Genomic DNA, 22,851 nt, shown 5'->3' on the forward strand with positions numbered 1-22,851 from the left:
ACCGGCGGGTTCCGTTACGCTTTAACCGTTTTAGATTGACCTTAATCGGCTTTTATCGGCATCTCTGCTACGTTAGGTTCAATAACCGCGACTTTACCTCGGTTAGCCCCCAGTGTTGGTACCGGGCGGCGAAAACCGCGGGTAATGTACACCAGGTAGAGCAGTCCCAAAGCGCCCCAGGTTAGTCCTAAACGCAGTGAGTCAACTTCCAAATTCAGCCACAGAACCACGATCATCACCGTACCAATCAGCGGCAGGATAAAAAAGCTGAAGATATCTTTGGCAGTTTTATTGCGCTTTTGGCGAACAAAGAAAAACCAAATCACTGAAATATTCACAAAGCTGAACGCCACCAGCGCACCGAAGTTAATCAGTGAAATGGCGCTTTCCAGATCAAGGAACATCGCCACTAAAGCCACTGCCCCAACGATAAGAATATTGGTTACCGGCGTTTTCCATTTAGGGTGAATATAGCCAAATACTTTTTCCGGCAAAACGTTATCACGCCCCATCACATACAGTAATCGCGCGATACTGGCGTGAGATGCCAAGCCAGAAGCCAATGCCCCAACCACGGTACAACACAGCAGAATAAACTGAAACATCTTGCCGCCAACGTACAACGCAATCTCTGGCGTCGCATTATCCGGATCGTTCAATATGGTTAAATCCGGAAAGTAGAGTTGGATAAAATACGACACCGCGACAAAGATAATCCCGCCGTACAGCGCCGTTAAAAAGATGGCTCGCGGAATCACTTTCTTCGGATCTTCCGTTTCCTCTGACAGGGTACTTACCGCATCAAAACCAAGAAACGAGAAACACAACACGGTCGCACCGGCAATGATTGGCACCAAATGGGCTTCATTAGAGAAAAACGGGCGAGTCATCTCAACCTGCCGCTCGGCCTCTCCTAAATGTAAACCTTGCCAGACCAGGTAAACGAAAGCCACCAAAATAGCGATCTGGAAAAATACCAGTACCATATTCAGGTTAGCAACCCAGTTGACACTCCGCAGGTTAATCACCGTCATCACAAAGACAAACGCCACCACCCAAATCCATGACGCCACGTCAGGGAACAATGCCGACAGGTAAATTTTAGCCAGCAGCGTGTTAATCATGGGTAGAAACATATAGTCCATCAGAGATAGCCAGCCCACCATAAACCCGACGTACGGATTTATCGCTTTTTGCGAATAGGTATAAGCCGAGCCAGCCTCTGGAAACTGGCGCACCAGTTTGCCATAGCTCAGGGCAGTAAACAGTACCGCCACCAAAGCCAAAATATAGGCGCTGGGTACGTGACCTTCTGTCTTACCTGAAACAATGACAAACGAGTCAAATACGGTCATTGGCGTTAAATAAGCCAGACCAATAATCACGATTTGCCACAATTTCAGTGAACGTTTAAGTTGAACGCGATTGGATACGGATGCAGCAGAAGAACTAATAGACATGACCGTGTTCCCCCGTACTCTCAACCTGTTGACGCGATACAACATAAAGTAGAGAGGCCGCAGGGGAACAACACGATAAGCGGCTGGAAATAAGGGGTATATAACATCGACTGGCAGAGTTTAAGGCTTGTGGTGCGCCATAATCGCTGCGGCGGTATTGATTACCGACGCAGAGAGGTGGTTTCAGGATGGAATCTTTCATTTTTATTCCTTATTCAATAGGTTACCGATTTTAAGCGGTATACGTGAATATTTATTAACCTCGGAATAAGCCCTATAAATCTGCAACTGACAGATTTATAACCATTTTTCTCTGGCCGAATATAAAAAAATAACCGACGCCATATTACGTCGGTTATTCAGCTTTGAATGCATTCTGCACCACAAGTATCCCCTTGCCAAGCGTGTGTAAAAAATAATTTTCATCTATTAAAAAATTATTTAAAAAGCTATTATTAAACAATAAGTAAGGATTATTAAAAATATTGAAACATTCTCTTATTATAGCTGTATTAAACTGGTTCACAGGCTAATTGATTGCACAGGCTACAGAAAAGATTTGAAACGATATTTCATTGCCTTTATTGTGTGATCAGTAGCACAATTCTAAAAAATAATTGTATGATAAATTAAATTTCAGCGCAGAGGACTATTTTATGCTGCCGTTTTTGAGGCTTTGTTGGCAATACCTACGAGCCTTTATTCTCATCTACCTTTGTCTACTGGCGGGTAACGCCATTGCTGCCATTCTTCCGCTAAAAATTCCCGGTAGCATCATCGGTATGTTGGTTCTGTTTGCTTTGCTCTGTTCTCAGTTGCTTCCCGTTGCATGGATAAAACCCGGCTGCTATCTATTTATTCGCCATATGGCGCTGCTGTTTGTTCCTATCAGCGTGGGGATCATGAAATATTACCAATCGCTGGTTAACCAGTTTGGACCGCTGGCGATCTCCTGTTTGGTGAGTAGTTTGGTGACGATGCTGATTGTCGGCTACTCATCCCATTACATTCACGGTATTAAAAGACTAAAACCGGACAGTGATAAGGAGCCCTTATAATGTGGTGGGCCATTCCCCTAACGCTGATCGTGTTCTATTCGGCACGCCATCTGGCCATCAAATTTAAAAAGCCGTTGCTGAATCCGCTGTTGATCTCGCTGTTTATCATTATTCCTCTGCTGTTGCTGACCCATACCAGTTATGACAGCTATTTTGAAGGCAGTGAACTGCTTAACTCATTGCTACAGCCCGCGGTTGTGGCACTAGCCTTGCCGCTGTATGAGCAACTACACCAAATTCGAGCGCGCTGGAAATCCATTATTACCATTTGTTTTATTGGTAGTTTGGCAGCCATGATAAGCGGCACCGCTCTGGCGCTGTTACTGGGGGCCTCACCGGAGTTGGCAGCATCGATATTACCGAAATCCGTCACCACGCCGATTGCCATGGCGACGGCGGAGTCTATTCACGGGGTACCGGCCATTAGCGCGATCTGTGTGATGTTTGTCGGGGTGTTTGGTGCGGTATTTGGCTATCCCATTCTGAATATGCTGAAAATCACCACTCCAGCCGCCAGAGGCTTATCTATCGGTTCCACCGCTCACGCACTAGGAACAGCACGCTGTGTCGAAGAAGATTATCAGGAAGGGGCTTACAGTTCACTGGCGTTGGTCATTTGTGGCATTATCACGTCACTGACCGCTCCGTTTGTCTTTCCGGTGCTGGTACAAATGTTTAGTTAGCGCAGATCATTCGCTGGTCATGCATTAATCCAATCCTGACCAGCGGAGAATACCGCGAAATATCGCCGCACCTTCTTTGATAAAATAAAATTCCCCAGAAATATCTATTTTGCGCCACTATTTGCATTTCCTTACAGGAGAGAACAAGCAAAAAGAAATTTTTCAGGTAAGCTATACAGCCAAGTTCCGTAGCCGTCAGCCAATAATAATGTCGCTTAGATCTCAATATTCAACAAAATAGCCATATATTAATAACATTGACTGTACATTTGTATTGAGTTTCCTAGAATTGGCGAGCTATTTACGGGATGCCCCAATTGTCCATTACACCTGATCTAAAGAGCCAATTTCATGGAACTGGAACACGAGAGTAAACGTCCGCTTTATATTCCTTATGCGGGTCCTGCCCTGCTTGAAACCCCATTACTGAACAAAGGCAGCGCCTTCACCGAAGAAGAACGTGCAGCCTTTAACCTGCAAGGCCTGTTACCGGAAGCTATTGAGACGATAGAAGAACAAGCTGAACGCGCCTATCGACAGTTTCAGGGGTTTAAAACCAATATCGATAAACATATTTATCTGCGTAATATTCAGGACACTAACGAAACCCTGTTTTACCGCCTGATTGAAAATCACATGAGCGAAATGATGCCGGTGATTTATACCCCAACCGTTGGGGAAGCCTGCGAACACTTCTCCGATATCTATCGCCGCCACCGTGGTCTGTTCATCTCCTATCCAAATAAAGACAATATTGATGACATGCTGCAAAACGCCACCAAACAAAACGTAAAAGTGATTGTGGTCACCGATGGCGAACGTATTCTTGGTCTTGGCGACCAAGGTATCGGTGGTATGGGTATTCCTATTGGAAAATTGTCGCTGTACTGCGCCTGTGGCGGCATCAGCCCAGCCTACACCCTACCGGTAGTGCTGGATGTAGGTACCAATAACCAACAATGTCTGAACGATCCGCTGTATATGGGCTGGCGTCACCCGCGTATCACCGGTGATGAATATTTTGAATTCGTTGAAGCCTTTATCAATGCAGTAAAACGTCGTTGGCCAAATGTGCTGTTGCAGTTTGAAGACTTCGCCCAGAAAACCGCGACGCCACTGCTTAACCGCTATCGTAATGAGCTGTGCTGCTTTAACGATGATATTCAAGGCACCGCCGCCGTAACGCTCGGTAGTCTGATTGCCGCTAGCCGTGCCGCCAACAGCCAGTTAAAAGATCAGACCGTGGTTTTCCTCGGTGCGGGTTCTGCTGGTTGCGGTATTGCCGAACAAATCATCGCCCAAATGATCAGCGAAGGCCTGAGCGAAAGTGAAGCCAGAGAGCGCGTCTTTATGGTGGATCGCTTTGGTTTATTAACCGATCAAATGCCAACGCTGCTCGATTTCCAGGCTAAGCTGGTGCAAAAGCATGAGTCTCTGAGCCACTGGCATACGGAAAATGAAGCTATCTCGCTGCTGGATGTCGTTCGCAACGCTAAACCAACCGTGATGATTGGCGTTTCCGGTCAGTCCGGTTTATTTACCGAAGAAATCGTCCGCGAAATGCACCGTCATTGTGCGCGTCCCATTATCATGCCGCTGTCTAACCCTACTTCGCGGGTTGAAGGCCGTCCGGAAGATATTATCAATTGGACCGACGGTGCTGCGCTGGTTGCCACCGGCAGCCCATTCGCGCCGGTGATGTATAAAGAAAAAGTGTATCCGATTGCCCAGTGTAATAACTCCTATATCTTCCCTGGGATTGGCCTCGGAGTACTGGCAGCTAAAGCAACGCGGGTCACCGATGGTATGCTAATGGCGGCCAGCCGTGCCTTGGCAGATTATTCGCCGCTGGCTAAACACGGTGAAGGTGCGCTATTACCGGAAGTGGACGATATTCAGCAAGTTTCTCGCTATATCGCGCTGAAAGTAGCAAAAATGGCTCAACTGGAATCCGTTGCCGTTGTTACATCAGATGAAGCGTTGCAGAAAGAGATTGATAATAATTTCTGGAACCCGGAATATCGCCGTTACAGACGTACTTCGTTCTGATTTAATCATTGTTTAATACGGCACCAATACGGTGCCGTATTGCTTTCATCTGATTAATTTTTCGACAGCCATCCCATTTTTTTCGTTTATGCCATCTTGTTTTCGCGACTTTCGTCAAGTAGCCTTGGAAGGTCCGGGTAAAATAGAAGTATCCAACCATGATATTAAAACGATTGATCTATAGCTTATTAGCGGTGCTGGCTTTATTGCTCGGCACGGCTTTGCTGCTCGATCGTTGGATCAGTTGGCGTACTGCCCCTTACGTTTATGAGAATATTGAAGAGCTACCCGCCAGCCAAGTTGGTGTGGTGCTCGGCACCTCTAAATATGTCCGCACTGGCGTGATTAACCAATATTATCGCTTCCGGATTCAGGGGGCGTTAAATCTGTATAACAGCGGGAAAATCAACTATTTATTATTAAGCGGTGATAACGCGCTGTTAAGCTATAACGAACCCATCACCATGCGTAAAGACTTTATGAAGGCTGGCGTTCCTGCCTCCGATATTGTGCTCGACTATGCTGGTTTCAGAACATTAGACTCCATTATCCGTACTCGAAAAGTATTCGATACCAATGGGTTTACGATTATTACTCAACGTTTTCACTGCGAGCGGGCGCTATTTATCGCTATGCACAGCGGCATTAAAGCCCAATGCTATGCGGTTCCTTCACCTAAAAATATGTTTATGGTGCGTGCCAGAGAAGTGGTCGCCCGTTTGGGTGCCTTAACCGACTTATATATTCTGAAGCGTGAGCCGCGTTTTCTCGGACCTATGGTGCCAATCCCTACCCCTTACAGCCTTGAGGGGGATGAACAAGAGTATCCGGCGATTTCACCCGAGCAGCTATTTGAGCTGGAAGAGTTAAACAATACGCCACAGGTTCCCCACGCCAGAGCCGCTGCGTCGGTTACCTTATCGAAATAATATCCGTCAAGCGCCGCCATAGCCACTCCATCGGCCCCTGCCGAAAGAAGCGCAGCCACAGCAAAGAAAATCCAATATTGATACACCAGATAAACGGTACCAGTGCCAGCAGGCTTAGGCGATCCCATTGCTGATACCAGCCAAACTGATAAAACAGCGTAATACAAACCAACGTCTGTAACAGATAATTGGTAAGCGTCATACGCCCCACCACCGATAAACCGGCAGCCATGGCTGACATTTTTATTCCTTGCCCATAGCCATACCATAAAGCCAAATAGGCTAACCCTTGAATGGCTGAGCCGAGTTCTTTAGGTGCCAAAAGGTAATAGCCGGCTATCACAAAATCCCAGTTAGACTGCCATTGCAGTAACACTACCGGAATCTGAATCAGCAAAGAAATAGCCAACAATATCCAGCCCTGTCGTCGATAAACCGCAGGCGCTATTTGCCCTTTCAGCCAGCCGTTTTCTATCAAAGCGGCTCCCAGCAACATCAATCCCAACAGTTCCCAGCCGTACTGGACTATCACTGAGAATTGAATCTGTAACGTCGCCGCCAGACGCGCTTGTCTTGCTACTTCACCGCCAGCCAGCTTCCATTTAGCCTCTGCGGCTAAACTTTGGGCATCCGGTGCCCAGTAGGCGTTCATGCTATTATCCGTTATCCAACCAAACCACAGTAAAATCGCCAGACCAATAAAATAGAGCAAAATACCGGTGCGCATGAGGCCATCATAAGAGGAAGACGATCGAATAATAATCGCTGCGCCAATACCCACCATACCGTAGGTCAGCAAAATATCGCCGTCCCACAAGTAAACGCTGTGGCAGAAACCCAGTAGCGCCAGCCAGAACAAACGCGATAAGTTCCATCTCATGCTGTATTGGTGTAGCAGTTGCAGGCTTGCGCCAAATAGGATGGCAAACATGGTCAGAAAAGTCCCCTGAGCAAATACGCTCAGTAAAGACCAGACTAAACCATCACTAAAGGAAGGGACACCGGCATACGCCGGATTCATATAAGCCGCTTTGGGCAAGCCAAAGCCACCTATATTCATAATCAGTATGCCCAACAGGGCTAAACCACGGACGCTGTCCAACTGAGTAATGCGACGGGAAGGCATTCCTCCCGCCAGCATTGACGCTGAACCATGATGTGGCATCAGAAATCGAATATCTTATAGATGGGAGGAGTAACGAACCGCGCGCAGAAACTCCTGACGGGTACTTGGATTACTTTTGAAAATTCCGCCCAAAGATGTAGTACTGGTTGAACTGGTGGCATCACATACACCGCGTGATTTGACACAGTAATGGGTAGCGTCAATGGAAACCGCGACATTGGTGGTTCCCAACAACGTTTGTAGCGCCAACAAAATTTGCTGAGTCAGTCGTTCTTGCACTTGAGGGCGCTGGGAGAAAAACTGCACAATACGGTTAATTTTAGACAGGCCAATAACATAGTCTTTCGGGATATAGGCAACGCTGGCTTTACCATCAATAGTCACAAAATGATGCTCACAGGTACTGGTCAGGGTAATGTCCCGTACGGTCACCATTTCATCCACTTTCATTTTATTTTCAATTAGCGTGATTTTTGGGAAATTCGCGTAATCCAGCCCGGAAAAAATTTCGTCCACATACATTTTGGCAATGCGCTTTGGCGTTTCCATCAGACTATCATCGGACAGGTCCAGATTCAGCAACTGCATAATCGATGTCATGTGTTCCTGAATTTGCGTTTTCCGTGTTGTGGCATCCAGCACCGGACCGCGCAAAGGCGTTTCTAGCCCTCTGGCCTCTAATGCTGCATGAACTAATATTGCTTCTTTACTCAGCGATGACATCGTCTCTCTCCAACCTGGTTCAATATCTTTGATAAGGATCACACCTTAAGTCAGACACTGTAATTTAGCGAACGATGTTTATCCAGTGGTCTATCGAAATAATGTTAAGAAAACTAACTTTTGTTGTTGTTACCGCTCAGCAAGATTTCCCCATAGCGAGAGACGTCACTGCCTGTATCAGAGGAGTTATCGGGATTCATCATGTGATAATTAAGGCCTGCATTTTTTATGCTTACAGGCCTCAAGATAAATATTTCAAATACTGAGCAGGTCGTTATGCAATAACAATCTGATCCGCGCTAAACATATCAAATGAGATGTTATTCAGCAGTACAGAATTATGACCAAAAGTGAGCAATACCCCTTCATCAGAGACAGAGATATGTTTGGTATAGTCCGCATCGCTGCGTGCTTCCTCCTGGGCGATAAAGATCAGCTTGTCATCCCCCTGAAGACCGTGAATAACATCCTGACCAAACTCCCCTTCAAATATCAGCGTGTTGCCACCACCGTTAATAAATAACTCATCATTGCCCTGTCCCGCTACAAAGGTATTGCCACCTTGAGTGCTGGTCAGCACATCATCTCCCTGCTGACCAAATAGCCATACGCCGGAGAGATCCGTTTCGAGCATATGCTGGTCATCGCTAAACAAGGATTCAGTCCAAGGGGCTAACAATCCATCCGGTGTTAATAGGCCATCATCGCTAACCGTCAGAGATTGCTCATTACTCATTTTAACCGTCGATATCTGCTTAGCTACCGTCATATTTCCATCGCCATCGTAGAAATATAGCGAGTCATCTGGCGCACGAACCACATCAAATTGATCTAATGGCTGATGCAGTTCGAGGGTATTCTGCCCGGTACCACCGTAGATAATATTAAATCCCTTATCTATGGAGAAAATATCATCACCACCAGCGCCGTCTAAATAGTTGATGCCTGACTTGGTTCTAATCAGATCGTTACCCTCGCTACCGATGATAAAGGTTTCGCCGACGTGGGGCTGAGCATAACGATTTAAATCCTCTACCCAGGTTTTCTCTTGCATATTATCCGAGAGATTAGCCACCACCACGGTCGAATCTTTTTCGGTTAGGTTGTACCACTGCGACTCGACAATACGCTGCATACCCTCGTCATAAGCATATGGCATATGCGAGATCCAAGAGAAAAGATTAACGAGTGAGGTCGGAATAAATTTCCAAAAGTCAGAGGCATAATAATCATTGAAATTAACAATATTGTTTGTCGCTGAGACTTTATCTGCATCGTGTATCAAGAATGAGGAGAGTTCCAGTTGCTTACCGTTTAACACGCGGAAAACCGGATCGTTTTCATAACCTACATTAATCACATTACCGGCGGATTCATACTGAGTAGGCGAGGCAAAAGCAACATACTTAGATCCCTGATAAAATCCGCCCCAGTTATCGGGGCTCAATTGAGCAATGCTGTTGGTTGCCGCGCCACCTAAACTGTGGCCGGTAATAATAATATCTTCGCCGGTTAATCCTTGCTTAGTCGCAAATTCAGCAATATCGGTCAGCAGTTGATTAAACGCATTCTTCGGGTAATTAAGCGAATATTCTGGACTTAATCCGGTTAATATATCGGCAACTGCATCGCTAATGGTATCGGTAATTAACGACTCTCTTGGGCCAGTTGTCCCTCTAATACCAATACCTATTTTGATCAAGTTTCCTTCATCGTCGTATTTACCCATCACTTCAGCTTGGGCTGCGCGGAAACCAAATTTTTCACCGAGAAAAGTGCCTGCGCTATTGGTCTTGCCACTATAATTTAACTGTGCCGCACTAATATTTGACCAACCCGCATCATTTATTTTTTGCAGAGATAAACGTTCTGAATCAGGATTTCCGGGGAAATTAGGTAATATGCCTTGTGAAGTACTACTACCAAAAACTGCATCAACTAACGTTAAAGGCAGTCCGATATTAAAACCATGTTTTTGATATCCCTCTTTTAACCCATGATCAAGGTTATGATAGGTATACGTTGTGATAGCCAGACTATCAAGAAATAGCGACTTGGATTCTTGATTTGTCATATTCAGCGAGTTGAACATTCCCATAGTAATTCCTTTTATGTTTAACCGGATAAAAAGGATTACATTATATTGTTTAAACTGTTACTTTTTTATTGGGAATAATTAAATTGATTTTAAGAGAAAATAAAACAAATGAATATACAACCTTCTTCCTGACCTAAACGCTCCTCCCCTCCACTTACCATTTCCAAGCAATCGCTCATAGCATCAAGATTAACCACCTTGGATAATAGTTTAAATCCACACTTATAAGACAACTAAAATAATACTTTCAGGCTAAAAAATTAAAACGATTACACTTACCGATAAAACACCAACTCAGCATAGCCATTATACATGACTATAGATCAATAAAAGCAGAGTGAGTTTCTTATGAAATCACCCTGCCATTTATTGATTAACTGATAATTACATTACATCTCTGAGAATACATTCATAATAATGCCGCCAGAGATGATCAGCCCCATGGCAAATATTGCCGGGAAGTCAGGCTTTTGCTTATACAAAATCATGGAGACAATTGTCACACCAACGATACCAAATCCACACCATAGTGAATAAGCGATACCGACCGGCACATATCCCATCGCTTTAGTTAAAGCAAAATAACATAAGCAATAAGAAAAAATAACCAGCACAGAAGGAGCTAATTTACGAAAATTATTCGTCTTCTTAATCATTGAAGTACCGGTAATTTCCGAGCCAATCGATAAAGCCAACCATAAAAATCCGACGCTAAGCATAATTCACTCCTTCCTTATTCTTCCGTTCCCATTTTAGAACAGAGATTCATAATAATAATGCCACTGGCAATAACAACCATACCAATAATCGCCGGAAGATCAGGATGCTGGCCGTAAAAAACCATCCCTAATGTCGAAACCATTAAAATACCGGTACCCGACCAGGTAGCATAAGCCAATCCAACCGGTAGATATTTAACAACGTTAGATAAGGAATAATAACAAATGCAATACAATACAACGATCAATGCTAATAATAATATTTTGGTCGTCCCTTCACTATTATCAAACATTTTTAACGTTGATGTTGCCGAGGTTTCTGACGCAATAACCAAGAGTAACCATAGCCATGACTTAGCCTTTGATGACATAAATACACCCCTTATCATTTATTGATAATATTAATAGAATTGTAAATTTTAAAAATGTTATCTAACCTGTATTAAAATTATTTTTTATTTGATTTTAAATACTCTATCGCCAAATCCGTTAATCTGGTATCCGAATGAATATCGTATCCTCCATGATTATTCATCACATCATTTAATGTAATATACCGATAAGATAAAGCGTCATTATTACCTTGCTCTTGCTCATCAACTGAAGGTATTAATAGCCGCTGCTCCATTTCATTTGCCGAACAAAATTGAATACCGGAAGCGATCAATATTTTTCGATTATTCTCAATCTGAGCCAAGTGAGGCGCATCTGACGCCATGCCCAATATCTGATTCAGCTCACTTTGCGGATTACAGTTATAATCCAAAGCCACCACCGTCATGGCGCGCATCAACGCATAGTTAATCGTTTTAGCACCATCACGACAAAACAGGCCATTCGCAATCTCACCCATGGTGGCAAAATCCATGAAAGGTACCAACACCCCATCATATTTTGCCAATATCGCGGGCAATAAATCAGCACTCGGCTTAATGATCTCGCCGATCCGGCTCCATTTCTCTTCACCGTGATAAATATGGGCATCATCGGTAATCATGACGGAGAAAGAGAAACGCTCGCACTGGCTAAGGCGGGTATATATCTCGTCTTTATAACCGCCGGCATTGGTCAGCACTATCAGCACTTTTTTTCTGAGCCTTTTCAGGACCTCATCAACCAAACCGTCTATGACTTTCTCATCCATATCCCCACCTGCTTCAACATCATGCAACGATAAATACGCTGTCATTGGATTTTAGCCCTGCTGCATTGGCTTCATCGGTATCAATATGAAACTCCAAAGCAAAGCTCGGCTTAACGCGAACCACCACCTCATCAAATATCAGACTGCGCTGCCCTGCGGTTTTTACCCGTACCGTTTGCCCATTAGTAACATTCAACATTTGGGCATCTCGCTCATTCATATGAATATGTCTTTGAGCACAAATAACCTGAGATTTAAGATGAACATGCCCAGCGGGACCAACCAATAACGCATCGGCAGAATCCGGTAAATCACCAGACTCACGCACCGGTGCTTTCACCCCCAGCACAAAACAATCGGCTTTAGAGATTTCCAATTGGGTTTTATCCCGTGCCGGGCCGAGTACTCGGACATTGGTGATATTGCCTTTTGGCCCGACGATCATCACGCACTCTTTTGCCGCATATTGACCCGGTTGTTTTAGCTCTTTAAACGGTGTCAGTTGATAGCCCGGGCCAAACAATGCCTCAATATCACCCGCAGAAAGATGCACATGACGATTAGACACACCAATCGGAATTGAGGCTGATGCACTATTTACATTTGCCGTACCGCCGGGCAGTTTTTGATGAATCTTGGCCAGTAAAGACTGATTTATCATTAATTTAACCTCTTGAATAAATTAGCTATTCAAAAATAATCACTTAACCCTATTTTTTGCTTTTCTTACCTTCCGGCTTTTTATCCTTAACGGGATGATTAACAACCGGAGGTTCAACGGGTTGGCTGGCCAAAACAGGCTCAATTACCGGTGCCACCTCAACCGGTGCCTTAACGGCGACCGGTTTTTTTTCAACGTCCATACTCCCTTTTTTACGACCAAACTGATTAAGCAGCTTTACAACGCTACTATCCGGTCGAGCAATCACTAATGAAGAAACCACCAAATCTGCTGGTCTAACGGCAGCAACCCCGTTTTCTATTGCGGCCTGCACCGCGCTCACTTCCCCCTGGAAGCAAACGGTCACTAATCCAGAACCTACTTTTTTATAGCCGATAATCTCTACGCTGGCAGACTTACAAGCTGCATCAGCCGCGCTAATGGTGGCCGTAAGGCCGCGTGTTTCAATAAGTCCAAGACTCATATTCATCATCATCTCCTGATTAGTGCCTGACCAATCTGATATCAAAATCGAACTGGGTAAAGAAATCCGCTAATCGATCTAACTCTTCATCGCTGTAGCTCGGATCGCCTTTGACCGGATAAATCATGTCCAGCTTTTCATACTTGGTTTTACCCAGCTGATGAAAAGGCAGAATATCAATACGCTGGATTTTGCCTCTCTTCGCCAGCTCCATGACATAGTGAATAGCGCCGGTAATGGCATCATAAGAATCGTTGTAGCCTCTGACTAAAGGCATTCTCACCACGATATTGGCGTTAAGTTCCACCAACCGTTCCAGATTCCTTATCACCCCTTCGTTACCAACACCAAATAACGCTTTATGTTGTTCGGTATCAATATGCTTAACATCGAAAAGAAAAAGGTCGGTACACTCAGCCAATTTTTCATAATTAGCCAGGTTCGTAGTGCCATTGGTTTCAATGGCGGTGTTAATCATCATTTTTTTACATTGGGTCAGCAGTGCCGCGGCAAAATCTGCCTGTAGGCTCAATTCACCACCGCCTAACGTCACGCCACCGCCGGAGGCCTGATAAAAGTCATAATCTTGCATAATGACATCCATCATTTCCCGTACCGTAACGTCCTTACCGACGATATCCAGTGCGTTGGTGATACAAACTTCTTCACATTTACGGCAGCCAATACACTCTGCCGTGCGATCGATACGATGAACCGGATTACCTGCTGCATCGGACTGACGGTAGTGCACTCCGGTAGGACATACCTCAACGCATTTACCACAGTTCACACATCTATCCTGTGAGAACATCACTTGAAAAGCGCTGCTAAGCCCTTCAGGGTTGGCACACCAGTCACAACGGATATTACATCCCTTTAAAAAAATCAGCGTACGAATGCCGTCACCATCATAGATAGAGTATTTTTGGACATTAAAAATTCGTCCTTTTTTCTCCAGGATGTCATCCATTGCTCTTTCTCCTCAAAAAAATCAGCTGACAAAAAATCAATTTCAATCGTCATTAAGTGTTTATTGGCCGGTAAAACCGAAGTCTTACCGGCAACAGCGTTAGAACTTCTCAATGACCGTACGGCTGATAATTTCGTTCTGTACTTCTTTACATAATTCAACGAAATAGGCGCTATAGCCGGCAACTCGCACAATCAGGTCGCGGTATTTCTCTGGTTCCTTCTGTGCTTGCTTTAATACTTCATTATCAACATAGCTAAATTGCATCTGGCCATTCCCCAAAATCGAAGCGGTTCTCAACAGAGTAATCAAACCGTTTCTACCTTCTGGCGTATCCAGCAAGCCTTTCAGGAATTTGAAGTTATGAACCATACCGATATTCATGGTTTCAACGTTCATTTTACTGACCGACTTGATAATGGCCGTAGGCCCTTGCTTATCCGCACCCTGCGTTGGACTAATACCATCGGATAATGGCATCCAGGCCAAACGACCATTTGGCGTAGCGGCGGTTAATTCACCAATCGGTGTATTATTGGAAATGGACAAGGTGCCGTGGCTAAGCTTGGAATAAAGCATCTGATATTTGCCGCACTCCTTCTCCGTCCACTCGGTAATATCCAGCGCGAACAGGTCGACAGTATCATCGTCATTACCGTATTTCGGTGCGTTCAAGCAGTCTCTTTTCAGCTCATCATAGCCTTCAAAGTTAGCCAGCAAACCATCACGGATATATTCCAGCGTGTACTTCTTATCTTCGTATACCAGCTTACGAATCGCCGCCATGGAGTCGACATAAGTTGCCAAACCGGAGAAGATTAGACCTGGACCATAGTTTCTTACCGCGCCACCCGCGGCCACATCCAGCCCTTTCTCCATACAGCCTTCCACTAACAGGGACATCAGCGGTTTTGGTGCGACTTCTTTGTGAACTCGCTGACTGATTACCGTACCGATAGCGGACAACTTAACGATATGGGAAATCTGAGTTTTGACCGCACGCTCGAAATCTTCAAAGGTTTTCAGTGAACTCAGTTCACCCGTATCAATACCCTGATGGCTATCAAACAGAATCATCCGACCACGGTTAAGCACGAACTCAATTGCAATTGGCCATTGGGTATAGCCGGTTGATGTCCACTGGTAGATTCGCCCAGACTTCTGCGGTTCAACACAGCCCATCAGACAGTAGTCTCTGGCATCCTCAAAGCTGAAGCCTTTACCTAACATCATCTTGATATGCGAGTCATCAAAGTGACAGGCTGGGAATCCCATACCCGCTTTCACCACATCAACAATTTTTTCCATGTACTGTTGTGGTGATTGGTTATGAATACGACATGCCAGCGATGGCTGATACACTTTAACGAAGCGAACCGCATCCATAATCAGATAGGTTAAATCGTTCGTTGCGTCGCCACCGGTTCTCTTCTGTCCGCCAACCGTCAGGTTGATAAACGGCTGGTAACCCGCAAAGTATTTCGCCCCCAGTTCGCTGGACATCCACATTAACTCTGCACACTTCAGGATAAATGCCTGTAGCAGTTCTAGTGCCTGATCTTGTGTAATACGACCGGATTCAATATCGGCCTGATACATTGGATAACAATATTGGTCTAAACGACCTAAGGACAATCCGGTCTGGTTTTCTTCCACTTCAAACAGCGACTCTACCGTCCAAACGCTTTGCAGCGCTTCCTGTAAGGTTTTCGGTGGGTTAGCCGGCACATTTTCGTTAGTTTGCGCGATGGTTAGCAGTTCAGCCCGACGAACCGGATCATTCTCAACAGCCGCTAATTCTCTGGCTCGGTCAGCGATGCGCTTAGCATAGGCAACCACCCCTTCACAGGTTTCAATGGCGGCTTTATAGAAATAGATCTTCTCGATATCGCCCGGATTTTCCATGCTCAAGGCCGCCAGTCGTTCTTGCGCGTCGGCTTTAATGCCATTCATCCCTTTAGTGAACAACAGCACGTCATAGCCAGGACAGGTATCGCCACCACCGTTAATTTGGTGATATGACAGGTCACTGACATAGGTTTCACCGCTGAATGCCCAAATTCCGGCTTCGCGATACTGCGCTTCACAAATTTCATCCAGTGAGCGACCTTCCCAGAAAGGTACAATTTCCTCTCTGATCACTTTTTTATCTTCTTCCGAGATGACAAACGGATCCTGAGGGCGAGTCCCCATGGTATCCAGCTCATCTTTCACCCAACGCCAGGCAATATCTGGAGAGAACGCACCCGCTCTAGGCTTACCACACGGATGGCCGACGATCAGCTCTTCATTTTGAATCAGGATAGGTGCCGTTTCACACGATGCTCTGAAGGCCTTGGCCCGTAGCAGAATAGGTGGTAAACCCAAGTTCTTTTTCGTTACTTCAGTAAACGTCACTGCACGATAGATAGAAACGCTAGGACGAGCCTGTAAATAGTTGTCGCGCAGACGCTTCATTCTTGGCGTCAGCCCTTCCATTGCGGAAGTAGAACTTTGATAAGTTGCCGCTGGGGCTGACTGAGACATTGATTCAACGAACTGTGGCTGCCCGGACTGGTGACTGCTAAAGAGTCTGACCTGTAGTCCGTTGTTGTAAGATGCAATGTTCTGACGCGCTGCAAGTAGCATCGCCGATAGTTCGTTTTGCACCACTTCTTTATCATTGAGGCTACCACCGTGTAATAGCCAATCAAACATTGGATAGCCATCCACTTCGCGAGTTGCTCTGACTTCTGATAGTTCACACAGTTTTAGCCATAAGCACTCAATAATTTCATAAGCCTGCTGTGGTGTTAACTTACCGGAGTTAATATCCTGTTGGTACAGCGGATATAGCGCTTTATCAAACCCCATTGGGTTTACCGCAAAGCTGCCGTTCTCCAAATGTAATACCAGTTGGAATAAATAGAATGCCTGACAGGCTTCCTTAAAACTTCCCGCCGGATTGGCCGGTACTTTATTAAGAATTTCAGCAGTTTCCAGCAGTTCAGCTTTACGATAAGGATTACTTTCCATGGTGGCTTGGCTAGCGGCTTTATTCGCAAAAGCCAGAGCCAGATTCATTGCGGCACTACAAGCATAGATAGCAGCTTTACACTGATTAACTTCATCCAGCGCACTACGGCTAACCGCGCTGCCCAAGCTGCGAACGCGGTCTTCCATACGGGCTTCAATCGCCAAAAAACCTTTGGTGATCACTTCCATATAATCCGGCGATATCACGCTGGCGTTATGGCAGAGAAAGTTAAATACCGAAGGATTTTTCAGCTCTGCTTCACTGTGGAAAATCACGCCGCGCGGATTGGAAGATTGACTACCCACAATCAATTCATCCTGACCAATGTAGGTCGGGAATTTTTTGACAAATTCATTTAATAATCTGGCATTTTTTATCACCTGCGGCATACCAGAAATTTCATTTGCTAACGCAGCAATAACACTCGCCCGTTCAGTACTGATAGAACTATTTTTAGTTAGTAATCTTTCTGCCAGCAGTTTTACCCGAGGCGTGAGTGAAAATGTAGCCATAATAGAACCTCTCCTGATATTCTTTTTGCGCCGTTTTTATCAAGCTATGAACCTGTCACATTTCAACTCAGCAGCGCTAATAACGTTTATATTCTGTATGTGTTGTCCGTTAATCCGCTTAGGACATGGCAACACCGGCATAGGCTTGTTGGTAAAGTGTTTCCATATCCCAGGCGCTGACGTCACGTGGATTCGTTGGCGTACAGTTATCCTTTAGCGCTTGGTGTACTAAGCTGCTCAGACGCTCAGAGAACGCCGACTCACTAATCCCGACCGCCCTGATACTGGTTGGAATATTCATTTCTTCTTTCAGCACGTTAATGGCCACAATAAGGCTGTTGACTCCCTGTCGGGTTGTCTCGGCGGGTAAAGCCAGCATACGTGCCAGTTCGGCATATTTTCGTGCCGCTTGGTTATCGCAACTGCCGTAAAAATCGGCATTAAACGCAACCACATAAGACATTAATAAAGCATTCGCTTTGCCGTGAGGAATCGCGAACATGCCACCTAATGCGTGAGCCAAACTATGGGTAATGCCTAGCGATGCATTCGTAAATGACATGCCAGCGATACATGAAGCGTTATGCATCTTCTCTCTGGCTAGCGCATTGTTACCGTTGTTGTAGCAATCAATCAGATGACCAAATACCAACTTGACGGTTTTCTCGGCCAGCGCATCGGTAAAGTCATTAGCCTGTCGAGAGACATAAGCCTCAAGCGCATGGCATAACACATCCATTCCGGTATCTGCCGTGATGGCCGGAGGAACAGATTGCACCAATGAAGGGTCGAGAATGGCAATATCAGGCAGCATAAACTCATCAACAATGACCAGCTTTTCGGTGCGGGATTTAATCACCGAGAAGGACGTCACTTCAGAACCGGTGCCACTGGTAGTGGGAATAGCAATGAAGCAAGGCTTGGTCAGGCCGGTGTCCTTGCGGCAATGCCATAAGGCATAGATAACGGCTTTTGCAGCATCAATCACCGAACCACCACCCAAAGCAATCACTAGGTCAGGGAAGTTTTCATCCATCAATTTCATCCCTTTTACGATGGCTGAAATATCCGGATCGGAGGCCACATCATCATAAAGGCGATAGTTAATCTGCTTTCTTTGCAAAATGGCACAGACTTTGTCCGTCAGGCCAAATTTCACCATCGCTTTATCCGTCACGATAAAAGCATTGCGGCCATCCAGCGTTTCAATACATTCAAGTGCATTGGCGCCAAAATAAATTTTAGGTTTGATCAGAAATTCATTCATATCAGCATCAACTCCTTAACAGTCCCGCTGGACCTTTTCTACGATGGCGACAATCGACATCGCTTTATAACGATCTTTGTTCAGTGCGAAATACTCCTCGACCAGAACCAGATCGCCAGTCCCTGCACCTACACTGTCTACCGCTACGTAAGTCTTATCTTTAATTAACGTCTGATCGTCCCCGATGGCCGTCACTAAAAGTAAATTACAACCTCTCAGTTCATCACTTTTTTGCGTTGCCACAACATGCCCTGTTACCTTTGCGAGAATCATGGTTTTTATCCCAATATAATCAATGCTGCCTGAAACCGCGGTTATCGCCCTATCCGGCCTAAAACCTCTTTAATAATCCGCTCGACGCTCTCTTCGGTAATTTCACCTTTTGCTTCACTGATGGCACATGCACCAAAGCGATCGTCACCGTTGGCATATAACGCTGCCGGCTGGGACGTTGCAGGTATGGCCGCACCGGAGGTAAAGCGATGATCGTCAAAGATACTGGTATTGCTGCTGCAGGCTGCTGCCGTCGCAACCACTGGCTCATTAGCCGATTCCACCACCGGATGTCTCAGATCGTTGATGCTTCTGACGCCATATCCCACTTTACGGACGTTAATCAGGTTTAATGGCCCGACGTTGTCTGAAGTAGAACCGCCGCCAACCGCGCCACACCCAAGGGTTAATGCAGGTATGAGGTTGGTTGTTGCACCAATGCCGCCCAATGCAGCCGGGGTATTGATCAAAATACGGTGAACCGGTTTTTCCAGCGCGAACTGACGGATGACGTCCTGATTCTGAGTATGAATAACCAGCGTGTGCCCCAGTCCTTCATTGGTCAGAAGCTCTACCACACGCTCGCAAGCCTTCATCCAATCCTCTTCGATATACAGTCCGAGAACCGGACACAGTTTCTCTCTGGAGTAAGGATTTTTATGCGATACGCTATCTTGCAGGGAGATCAGCACTCGAGTATCTGCCGGAACGGAAAAACCAGCCCGTTCACTTAGAGAGATCGCTGTTTTACCGACGATCGCTGGGTTAATCATGCCGTTCGGACGGAGAAGAATGCCGGCAAGTTTGTTCGACTCATCGTCATTCATAAAGTAAGCACCCTGACTGAGTAGCTCACGATGAACATCGTTATAAATACAGCGTTCGACAATAATCGATTGCTCTGATGCGCAAATAACGCCGTTGTCGAAGGTCTTACTGGTAATAATGTCGTTGACGGCCTGCTTAATATCGGCACTTCTTTCAATAAACGCCGGACCATTACCTGGACCACCACTGATGGTTGGTGTGCCCGAGCTATAGGCTGCCCGAACCATACCTTCACCACCGGTTGCCAGAATCAACGAGACATCTTTACTGTGCATCAGTGCCTTGGTCGCTTCCAGGGTCAGTAGCGATAACCCATCAACAATACCTGCTGGCGCTCCGGCTTCTTCTGCCGCTTTTCTCACAATATCGATCGCCCGGCGACTACATTGCTGAGCATTAGGATGGGGGGAAAAAATGATGGCGTTGCCCGCTTTTAAAGCAATGAGCGTTTTATAAAAAATAGTAGAAGTCGGGTTAGTTGAAGGTACCAGCGCGGTCACAATACCCAGCGGCACACCAACTTCCATCACTTTATTAACCCGATCATCGTTGATGATACCAACCGTTTTCAGGTTTTTGATATGCTCATAGACCCGACTGGAAGCAAACACGTTTTTCAGTACCTTATCCTGCCAGTTACCAAAACCCGTTTCTTCATTGGCTAACTTAGCCAATTCTTCTGCGTGCAGATAGGCTTCACGAGCAATATGTTTAACGATACTGTCTATTTTTTCCTGCGAAAACTTTGCATAAATGGACTGAGCTTTTTTAGCGTTTCTAATCAGCTCACGGGCATTTTGTACCGATTGCAGATCGTTATCTAATGCGATCATTAATCATCCCCCATACAGACATTAAATGCGGGCTTAATCAGCCCGGTTATTGATTGTTGAGATTAAGCCTTATGCTGCGAGGCGATTTTCTCGATATCATTATGCGGACGGGCGATAACCCTGGATGACACCACCACACCAATTTTGCCTGCGGCTTCAACCCCGGATTCGACAGCAGCATTCACTGCGCCAACGTCCCCTTTAACCATGACGGTAACCAGACCCGATCCCACATTCTCATAGCCAATAAGCTGTATATTGGCGGCTTTACACATTGAGTCTGCGGCTTCAATTGCAGGTACCAGCCCTTTGGTTTCGATAAGTCCTAGCGCTTCTTTCATCAGTGATACCTTTTATTCAATCACTTTGTACTGGGAAACGATTTTCTGAATATCGTTATGAGGACGAGCAATAACCAGTGAAGTGACCACCTCACCTACTCGTTTGGCTGACTCGGTACCAGACTCTACCGCCGCTTTTACCGCGCCGACATCACCCTTAACCATCGCCGTTACCAGACCTGAGCCCACATTTTCATAACCAATTAATTCAACATTGGCGGCTTTACACATGGCATCGGCCGCTTCAATACAGGCAACCAAACCTTTTGTTTCAATCAACCCTAATGCATCACCCATACTTTCATCCTCCAGAAGACAGGTTTAAGCCTTATGCTTAATCACAATCTTGTTAATATCGTTATGCGGACGGGCAATCACCAGCGACGTCACAACTTCACCAACGCGCTGTGCAGACTCTACGCCAGAATCCACTGCGGCCTTCACTGCGCCGACATCACCCTTAACCATTGCGGTTACCAGACCTGAGCCCACATTTTCATAACCAATCAATTCAACGTTGGCGGCTTTACACATGGCATCGGCTGCTTCAATACAGGCAACCAGACCTTTTGTTTCAATTAACCCTAATGCATCACCCATTTTCATTTCCTCCGTAGAGCAGGTTTATGACTTCACTATATTCAGTCGGCATCTCCCGACTCGATTTGACCCGTTCATAAACATGATTCAATTCACTCGCGAGCCGTTCAAAACCCACTATACCCAGCGCCCCCTGAAACGAAATTTAAATTCAACAAATTGCAATAAATAGAGTTTAATTTTGTTATTTACCTAACCACCCCCAGCCATTTATTTAATCTCTCTAAAAAACAAATAAAAACAGCACTACCAGCCTCGCACTTAAAGCGCAGTTATTGATTAAAAAAAACGCTAAAAATCATTGTTAATGGAATGTATCAAAGATGAAAAATACCAGTGGAAGGTGCATTTTTTTCGTCGATTTTTACCCTAACCAGATCAAGTTTGATAAAAAACAATTAAGCCTGTTTTTCACCAAAAATGAGGCAGATCAAAAGACGAGAAATAACGCTAAATTGATACGGTTATCCAATACATGAAGAAATGGCCAAATGCTGATTCGAATGTATCAAATAGGCAGTGCTGGGCTTACTGAGGGGAAACCGTTGGCAAACTGGGCGCGGTATCGTGAAAAATCATGCAGTGACCATCATTCCCAAGGGTGAAATCGTAGAAACAACGACACGAGGCATGATAAAAAGTCGTCGAATAGTTGTAATACTGAAAATGCGATCGTTGAATTTTATCTTTTGCCCTTTCTATGGAGCGCTAGAATTCAGCCGACAGTTGAGTGAGGCGCTGCTTCGTCTGACTAAATGGTATTAGCCATTTTGAACAACACTTATGCTGGCCCGTTAGGGAGAGCCTTATGAAATACAAATCAGCGCGGGTGCGTTAACCCAAGAGAAGGCCCTAGGAACTGAGGGATCCCCCCTCCGTCATTCTGGTGAAAACCGGAATCCAGGTTTTAACTTAATGCCCATGATTGGCCTAAGGTCGAGCCCCCTGCTTTTGCTGGGATGGCGGCATAGATTTATCGTCATTCCGGTGAAAACCGGAATCTAGGTTTTAGCTTAATGTCCACGCTTGGCTTAAGAACGAGGTCCCCGCTTTCGCGGGGATGACGGTATAAATGTG

At 45.5% G+C, this 22,851-nt stretch carries 21 protein-coding genes and 2 pseudogenes; 4 read left to right on the forward strand and 19 right to left on the reverse strand.

All coding sequences use genetic code 11. The features are described from left to right. Positions 1-41: 41 nt before the first annotated feature. Complete coding sequence (locus tag BMZ28_RS12080; protein ID WP_047781266.1) at positions 42-1,460, reverse strand: APC family permease; 1,419 nt, start codon at positions 1,458-1,460, stop codon at positions 42-44. Further along, positions 1,450-1,662 carry a hypothetical protein gene (locus BMZ28_RS17385; RefSeq protein WP_126467717.1) on the reverse strand — a complete coding sequence of 71 codons (213 nt, stop codon included), beginning with the start codon at positions 1,660-1,662 and terminating at the stop codon, positions 1,450-1,452. The genes BMZ28_RS12080 and BMZ28_RS17385 overlap by 11 nt, the downstream gene beginning before the upstream one ends. A 454-nt stretch (positions 1,663-2,116) precedes the next feature. Between BMZ28_RS17385 and BMZ28_RS12085 the strand changes: the two genes are divergently transcribed. The 4 genes from BMZ28_RS12085 to sanA all read left to right on the forward strand — a co-directional run bounded on the left by BMZ28_RS12085 (position 2,117) and on the right by sanA (position 6,179). Beyond that, positions 2,117-2,518: a CidA/LrgA family protein gene (locus tag BMZ28_RS12085; protein ID WP_047781267.1), complete on the forward strand. Its 402-nt coding sequence runs from the start codon at positions 2,117-2,119 to the stop codon at positions 2,516-2,518. Continuing rightward, positions 2,518-3,201 carry a CidB/LrgB family autolysis modulator gene (locus BMZ28_RS12090; RefSeq protein ID WP_047781268.1) on the forward strand — a complete coding sequence of 228 codons (684 nt, stop codon included), beginning with the start codon at positions 2,518-2,520 and terminating at the stop codon, positions 3,199-3,201. Before BMZ28_RS12085 ends, BMZ28_RS12090 begins: the two co-directional genes overlap by 1 nt. Before the next feature lie 351 nt (positions 3,202-3,552). Next, positions 3,553-5,250: an NAD-dependent malic enzyme gene (locus tag BMZ28_RS12095; RefSeq protein WP_047781269.1), complete on the forward strand. Its 1,698-nt coding sequence runs from the start codon at positions 3,553-3,555 to the stop codon at positions 5,248-5,250. Positions 5,251-5,411: 161 nt separating this feature from the next. Further along, positions 5,412-6,179, forward strand: coding sequence for an outer membrane permeability protein SanA (gene sanA / locus BMZ28_RS12100; RefSeq protein ID WP_074823709.1), 768 nt, complete (start codon positions 5,412-5,414; stop codon positions 6,177-6,179). Here the strand turns inward: sanA and yeiB are convergent. The 17 genes and pseudogenes from yeiB to BMZ28_RS12180 all read right to left on the reverse strand — a co-directional run bounded on the left by yeiB (position 6,163) and on the right by BMZ28_RS12180 (position 21,774). Continuing rightward, the gene (yeiB, locus tag BMZ28_RS12105) at positions 6,163-7,344 is read right to left on the reverse strand and encodes a DUF418 domain-containing protein YeiB (RefSeq protein WP_232036552.1); all 1,182 of its coding nucleotides are present in this window, start codon (positions 7,342-7,344) and stop codon (positions 6,163-6,165) included. The two genes, sanA and yeiB, sit on opposite strands and share 17 nt — an antisense overlap. Before the next feature lie 15 nt (positions 7,345-7,359). Then, positions 7,360-8,028 (reverse strand): GTP cyclohydrolase I FolE, encoded by a 669-nt coding sequence (gene folE, locus BMZ28_RS12110; RefSeq protein ID WP_047781270.1) that lies wholly within the window; start codon positions 8,026-8,028, stop codon positions 7,360-7,362. Positions 8,029-8,302: 274 nt separating this feature from the next. After that, on the reverse strand, positions 8,303-10,126 hold the full coding sequence (locus BMZ28_RS12115; RefSeq protein WP_047781271.1) for a polyurethane esterase: 1,824 nt from the start codon (positions 10,124-10,126) through the stop codon (positions 8,303-8,305). A 389-nt stretch (positions 10,127-10,515) separates the two neighbouring features. Further along, positions 10,516-10,845, reverse strand: coding sequence for a DMT family transporter (locus tag BMZ28_RS12120; RefSeq protein WP_047781272.1), 330 nt, complete (start codon positions 10,843-10,845; stop codon positions 10,516-10,518). 14 nt (positions 10,846-10,859) lie between these two features. Further along, positions 10,860-11,216 (reverse strand): DMT family transporter, encoded by a 357-nt coding sequence (locus tag BMZ28_RS12125; protein ID WP_047781273.1) that lies wholly within the window; start codon positions 11,214-11,216, stop codon positions 10,860-10,862. A 77-nt stretch (positions 11,217-11,293) separates the two neighbouring features. Further along, positions 11,294-12,034 (reverse strand): hypothetical protein, encoded by a 741-nt coding sequence (locus tag BMZ28_RS12130; RefSeq protein ID WP_126467723.1) that lies wholly within the window; start codon positions 12,032-12,034, stop codon positions 11,294-11,296. Next, a complete protein-coding gene (gene pduL, locus BMZ28_RS12135; protein WP_074823528.1) occupies positions 12,009-12,650 on the reverse strand; it encodes a phosphate propanoyltransferase in 642 nt (213 codons plus the stop codon). The genes BMZ28_RS12130 and pduL overlap by 26 nt, the downstream gene beginning before the upstream one ends. Before the next feature lie 49 nt (positions 12,651-12,699). Further along, entirely contained in the window at positions 12,700-13,134 is a 435-nt protein-coding gene (locus BMZ28_RS12140) for a BMC domain-containing protein (protein ID WP_373876071.1), read from the reverse strand. Between the two features lie 19 nt (positions 13,135-13,153). Beyond that, a complete protein-coding gene (cutD, locus tag BMZ28_RS12145; protein ID WP_047781277.1) occupies positions 13,154-14,104 on the reverse strand; it encodes a choline TMA-lyase-activating enzyme in 951 nt (316 codons plus the stop codon). A gap of 99 nt (positions 14,105-14,203) precedes the next feature. Beyond that, positions 14,204-17,320 (reverse strand): annotated as a pseudogene (gene cutC, locus BMZ28_RS12150) (choline trimethylamine-lyase); the annotation flags it as partial. Positions 17,321-17,431: 111 nt separating this feature from the next. Beyond that, positions 17,432-17,632 (reverse strand): annotated as a pseudogene (locus tag BMZ28_RS17740) (hypothetical protein); the annotation flags it as partial. Positions 17,633-17,750: 118 nt separating this feature from the next. Beyond that, positions 17,751-18,899: a 1-propanol dehydrogenase PduQ gene (locus BMZ28_RS12155; protein ID WP_047781279.1), complete on the reverse strand. Its 1,149-nt coding sequence runs from the start codon at positions 18,897-18,899 to the stop codon at positions 17,751-17,753. Between the two features lie 15 nt (positions 18,900-18,914). Continuing rightward, positions 18,915-19,172, reverse strand: coding sequence for a EutN/CcmL family microcompartment protein (locus BMZ28_RS12160; protein ID WP_047781280.1), 258 nt, complete (start codon positions 19,170-19,172; stop codon positions 18,915-18,917). Between the two features lie 41 nt (positions 19,173-19,213). After that, positions 19,214-20,833, reverse strand: a complete 1,620-nt coding sequence (locus BMZ28_RS12165; RefSeq protein WP_074823532.1) for an acetaldehyde dehydrogenase (acetylating) — start codon at positions 20,831-20,833, stop codon at positions 19,214-19,216. Between the two features lie 62 nt (positions 20,834-20,895). Beyond that, the gene (locus BMZ28_RS12170; protein ID WP_047781281.1) at positions 20,896-21,174 is read right to left on the reverse strand and encodes a BMC domain-containing protein; all 279 of its coding nucleotides are present in this window, start codon (positions 21,172-21,174) and stop codon (positions 20,896-20,898) included. A gap of 12 nt (positions 21,175-21,186) precedes the next feature. After that, on the reverse strand, positions 21,187-21,471 hold the full coding sequence (locus BMZ28_RS12175) for a BMC domain-containing protein (RefSeq protein ID WP_047781282.1): 285 nt from the start codon (positions 21,469-21,471) through the stop codon (positions 21,187-21,189). 24 nt (positions 21,472-21,495) lie between these two features. Then, a complete protein-coding gene (locus tag BMZ28_RS12180; RefSeq protein WP_004249182.1) occupies positions 21,496-21,774 on the reverse strand; it encodes a BMC domain-containing protein in 279 nt (92 codons plus the stop codon). Positions 21,775-22,851 lie beyond the last annotated feature (1,077 nt).

This window comes from Pragia fontium DSM 5563 = ATCC 49100 (assembly GCF_900112475.1).
Classification (GTDB): domain Bacteria; phylum Pseudomonadota; class Gammaproteobacteria; order Enterobacterales; family Enterobacteriaceae; genus Pragia; species Pragia fontium.

Bases quoted from the DNA above. Each gene is read 5' to 3' on its own strand.
- BMZ28_RS12080 (WP_047781266.1), bottom strand. From the start codon at position 1,460: ATGTCTATTAGTTCTTCTGCTGCATCCGTATCCAATCGCGTTCAACTT.
- BMZ28_RS17385 (WP_126467717.1), bottom strand. From the start codon at position 1,662: ATGAAAGATTCCATCCTGAAACCACCTCTCTGCGTCGGTAATCAATAC.
- BMZ28_RS12085 (WP_047781267.1), top strand. From the start codon at position 2,117: ATGCTGCCGTTTTTGAGGCTTTGTTGGCAATACCTACGAGCCTTTATT.
- BMZ28_RS12090 (WP_047781268.1), top strand. From the start codon at position 2,518: ATGTGGTGGGCCATTCCCCTAACGCTGATCGTGTTCTATTCGGCACGC.
- BMZ28_RS12095 (WP_047781269.1), top strand. From the start codon at position 3,553: ATGGAACTGGAACACGAGAGTAAACGTCCGCTTTATATTCCTTATGCG.
- yeiB (WP_232036552.1), bottom strand. From the start codon at position 7,344: ATGCCACATCATGGTTCAGCGTCAATGCTGGCGGGAGGAATGCCTTCC.
- folE (WP_047781270.1), bottom strand. From the start codon at position 8,028: ATGTCATCGCTGAGTAAAGAAGCAATATTAGTTCATGCAGCATTAGAG.
- BMZ28_RS12115 (WP_047781271.1), bottom strand. From the start codon at position 10,126: ATGGGAATGTTCAACTCGCTGAATATGACAAATCAAGAATCCAAGTCG.
- BMZ28_RS12120 (WP_047781272.1), bottom strand. From the start codon at position 10,845: ATGCTTAGCGTCGGATTTTTATGGTTGGCTTTATCGATTGGCTCGGAA.
- BMZ28_RS12125 (WP_047781273.1), bottom strand. From the start codon at position 11,216: ATGTCATCAAAGGCTAAGTCATGGCTATGGTTACTCTTGGTTATTGCG.
- BMZ28_RS12130 (WP_126467723.1), bottom strand. From the start codon at position 12,034: ATGACAGCGTATTTATCGTTGCATGATGTTGAAGCAGGTGGGGATATG.
- pduL (WP_074823528.1), bottom strand. From the start codon at position 12,650: ATGATAAATCAGTCTTTACTGGCCAAGATTCATCAAAAACTGCCCGGC.
- BMZ28_RS12140 (WP_373876071.1), bottom strand. From the start codon at position 13,134: ATGAGTCTTGGACTTATTGAAACACGCGGCCTTACGGCCACCATTAGC.
- cutD (WP_047781277.1), bottom strand. From the start codon at position 14,104: ATGGATGACATCCTGGAGAAAAAAGGACGAATTTTTAATGTCCAAAAA.
- BMZ28_RS12155 (WP_047781279.1), bottom strand. From the start codon at position 18,899: ATGAATGAATTTCTGATCAAACCTAAAATTTATTTTGGCGCCAATGCA.
- BMZ28_RS12160 (WP_047781280.1), bottom strand. From the start codon at position 19,172: ATGATTCTCGCAAAGGTAACAGGGCATGTTGTGGCAACGCAAAAAAGT.
- BMZ28_RS12165 (WP_074823532.1), bottom strand. From the start codon at position 20,833: ATGATCGCATTAGATAACGATCTGCAATCGGTACAAAATGCCCGTGAG.
- BMZ28_RS12170 (WP_047781281.1), bottom strand. From the start codon at position 21,174: ATGAAAGAAGCGCTAGGACTTATCGAAACCAAAGGGCTGGTACCTGCA.
- BMZ28_RS12175 (WP_047781282.1), bottom strand. From the start codon at position 21,471: ATGGGTGATGCATTAGGGTTGATTGAAACAAAAGGTTTGGTTGCCTGT.
- BMZ28_RS12180 (WP_004249182.1), bottom strand. From the start codon at position 21,774: ATGGGTGATGCATTAGGGTTAATTGAAACAAAAGGTCTGGTTGCCTGT.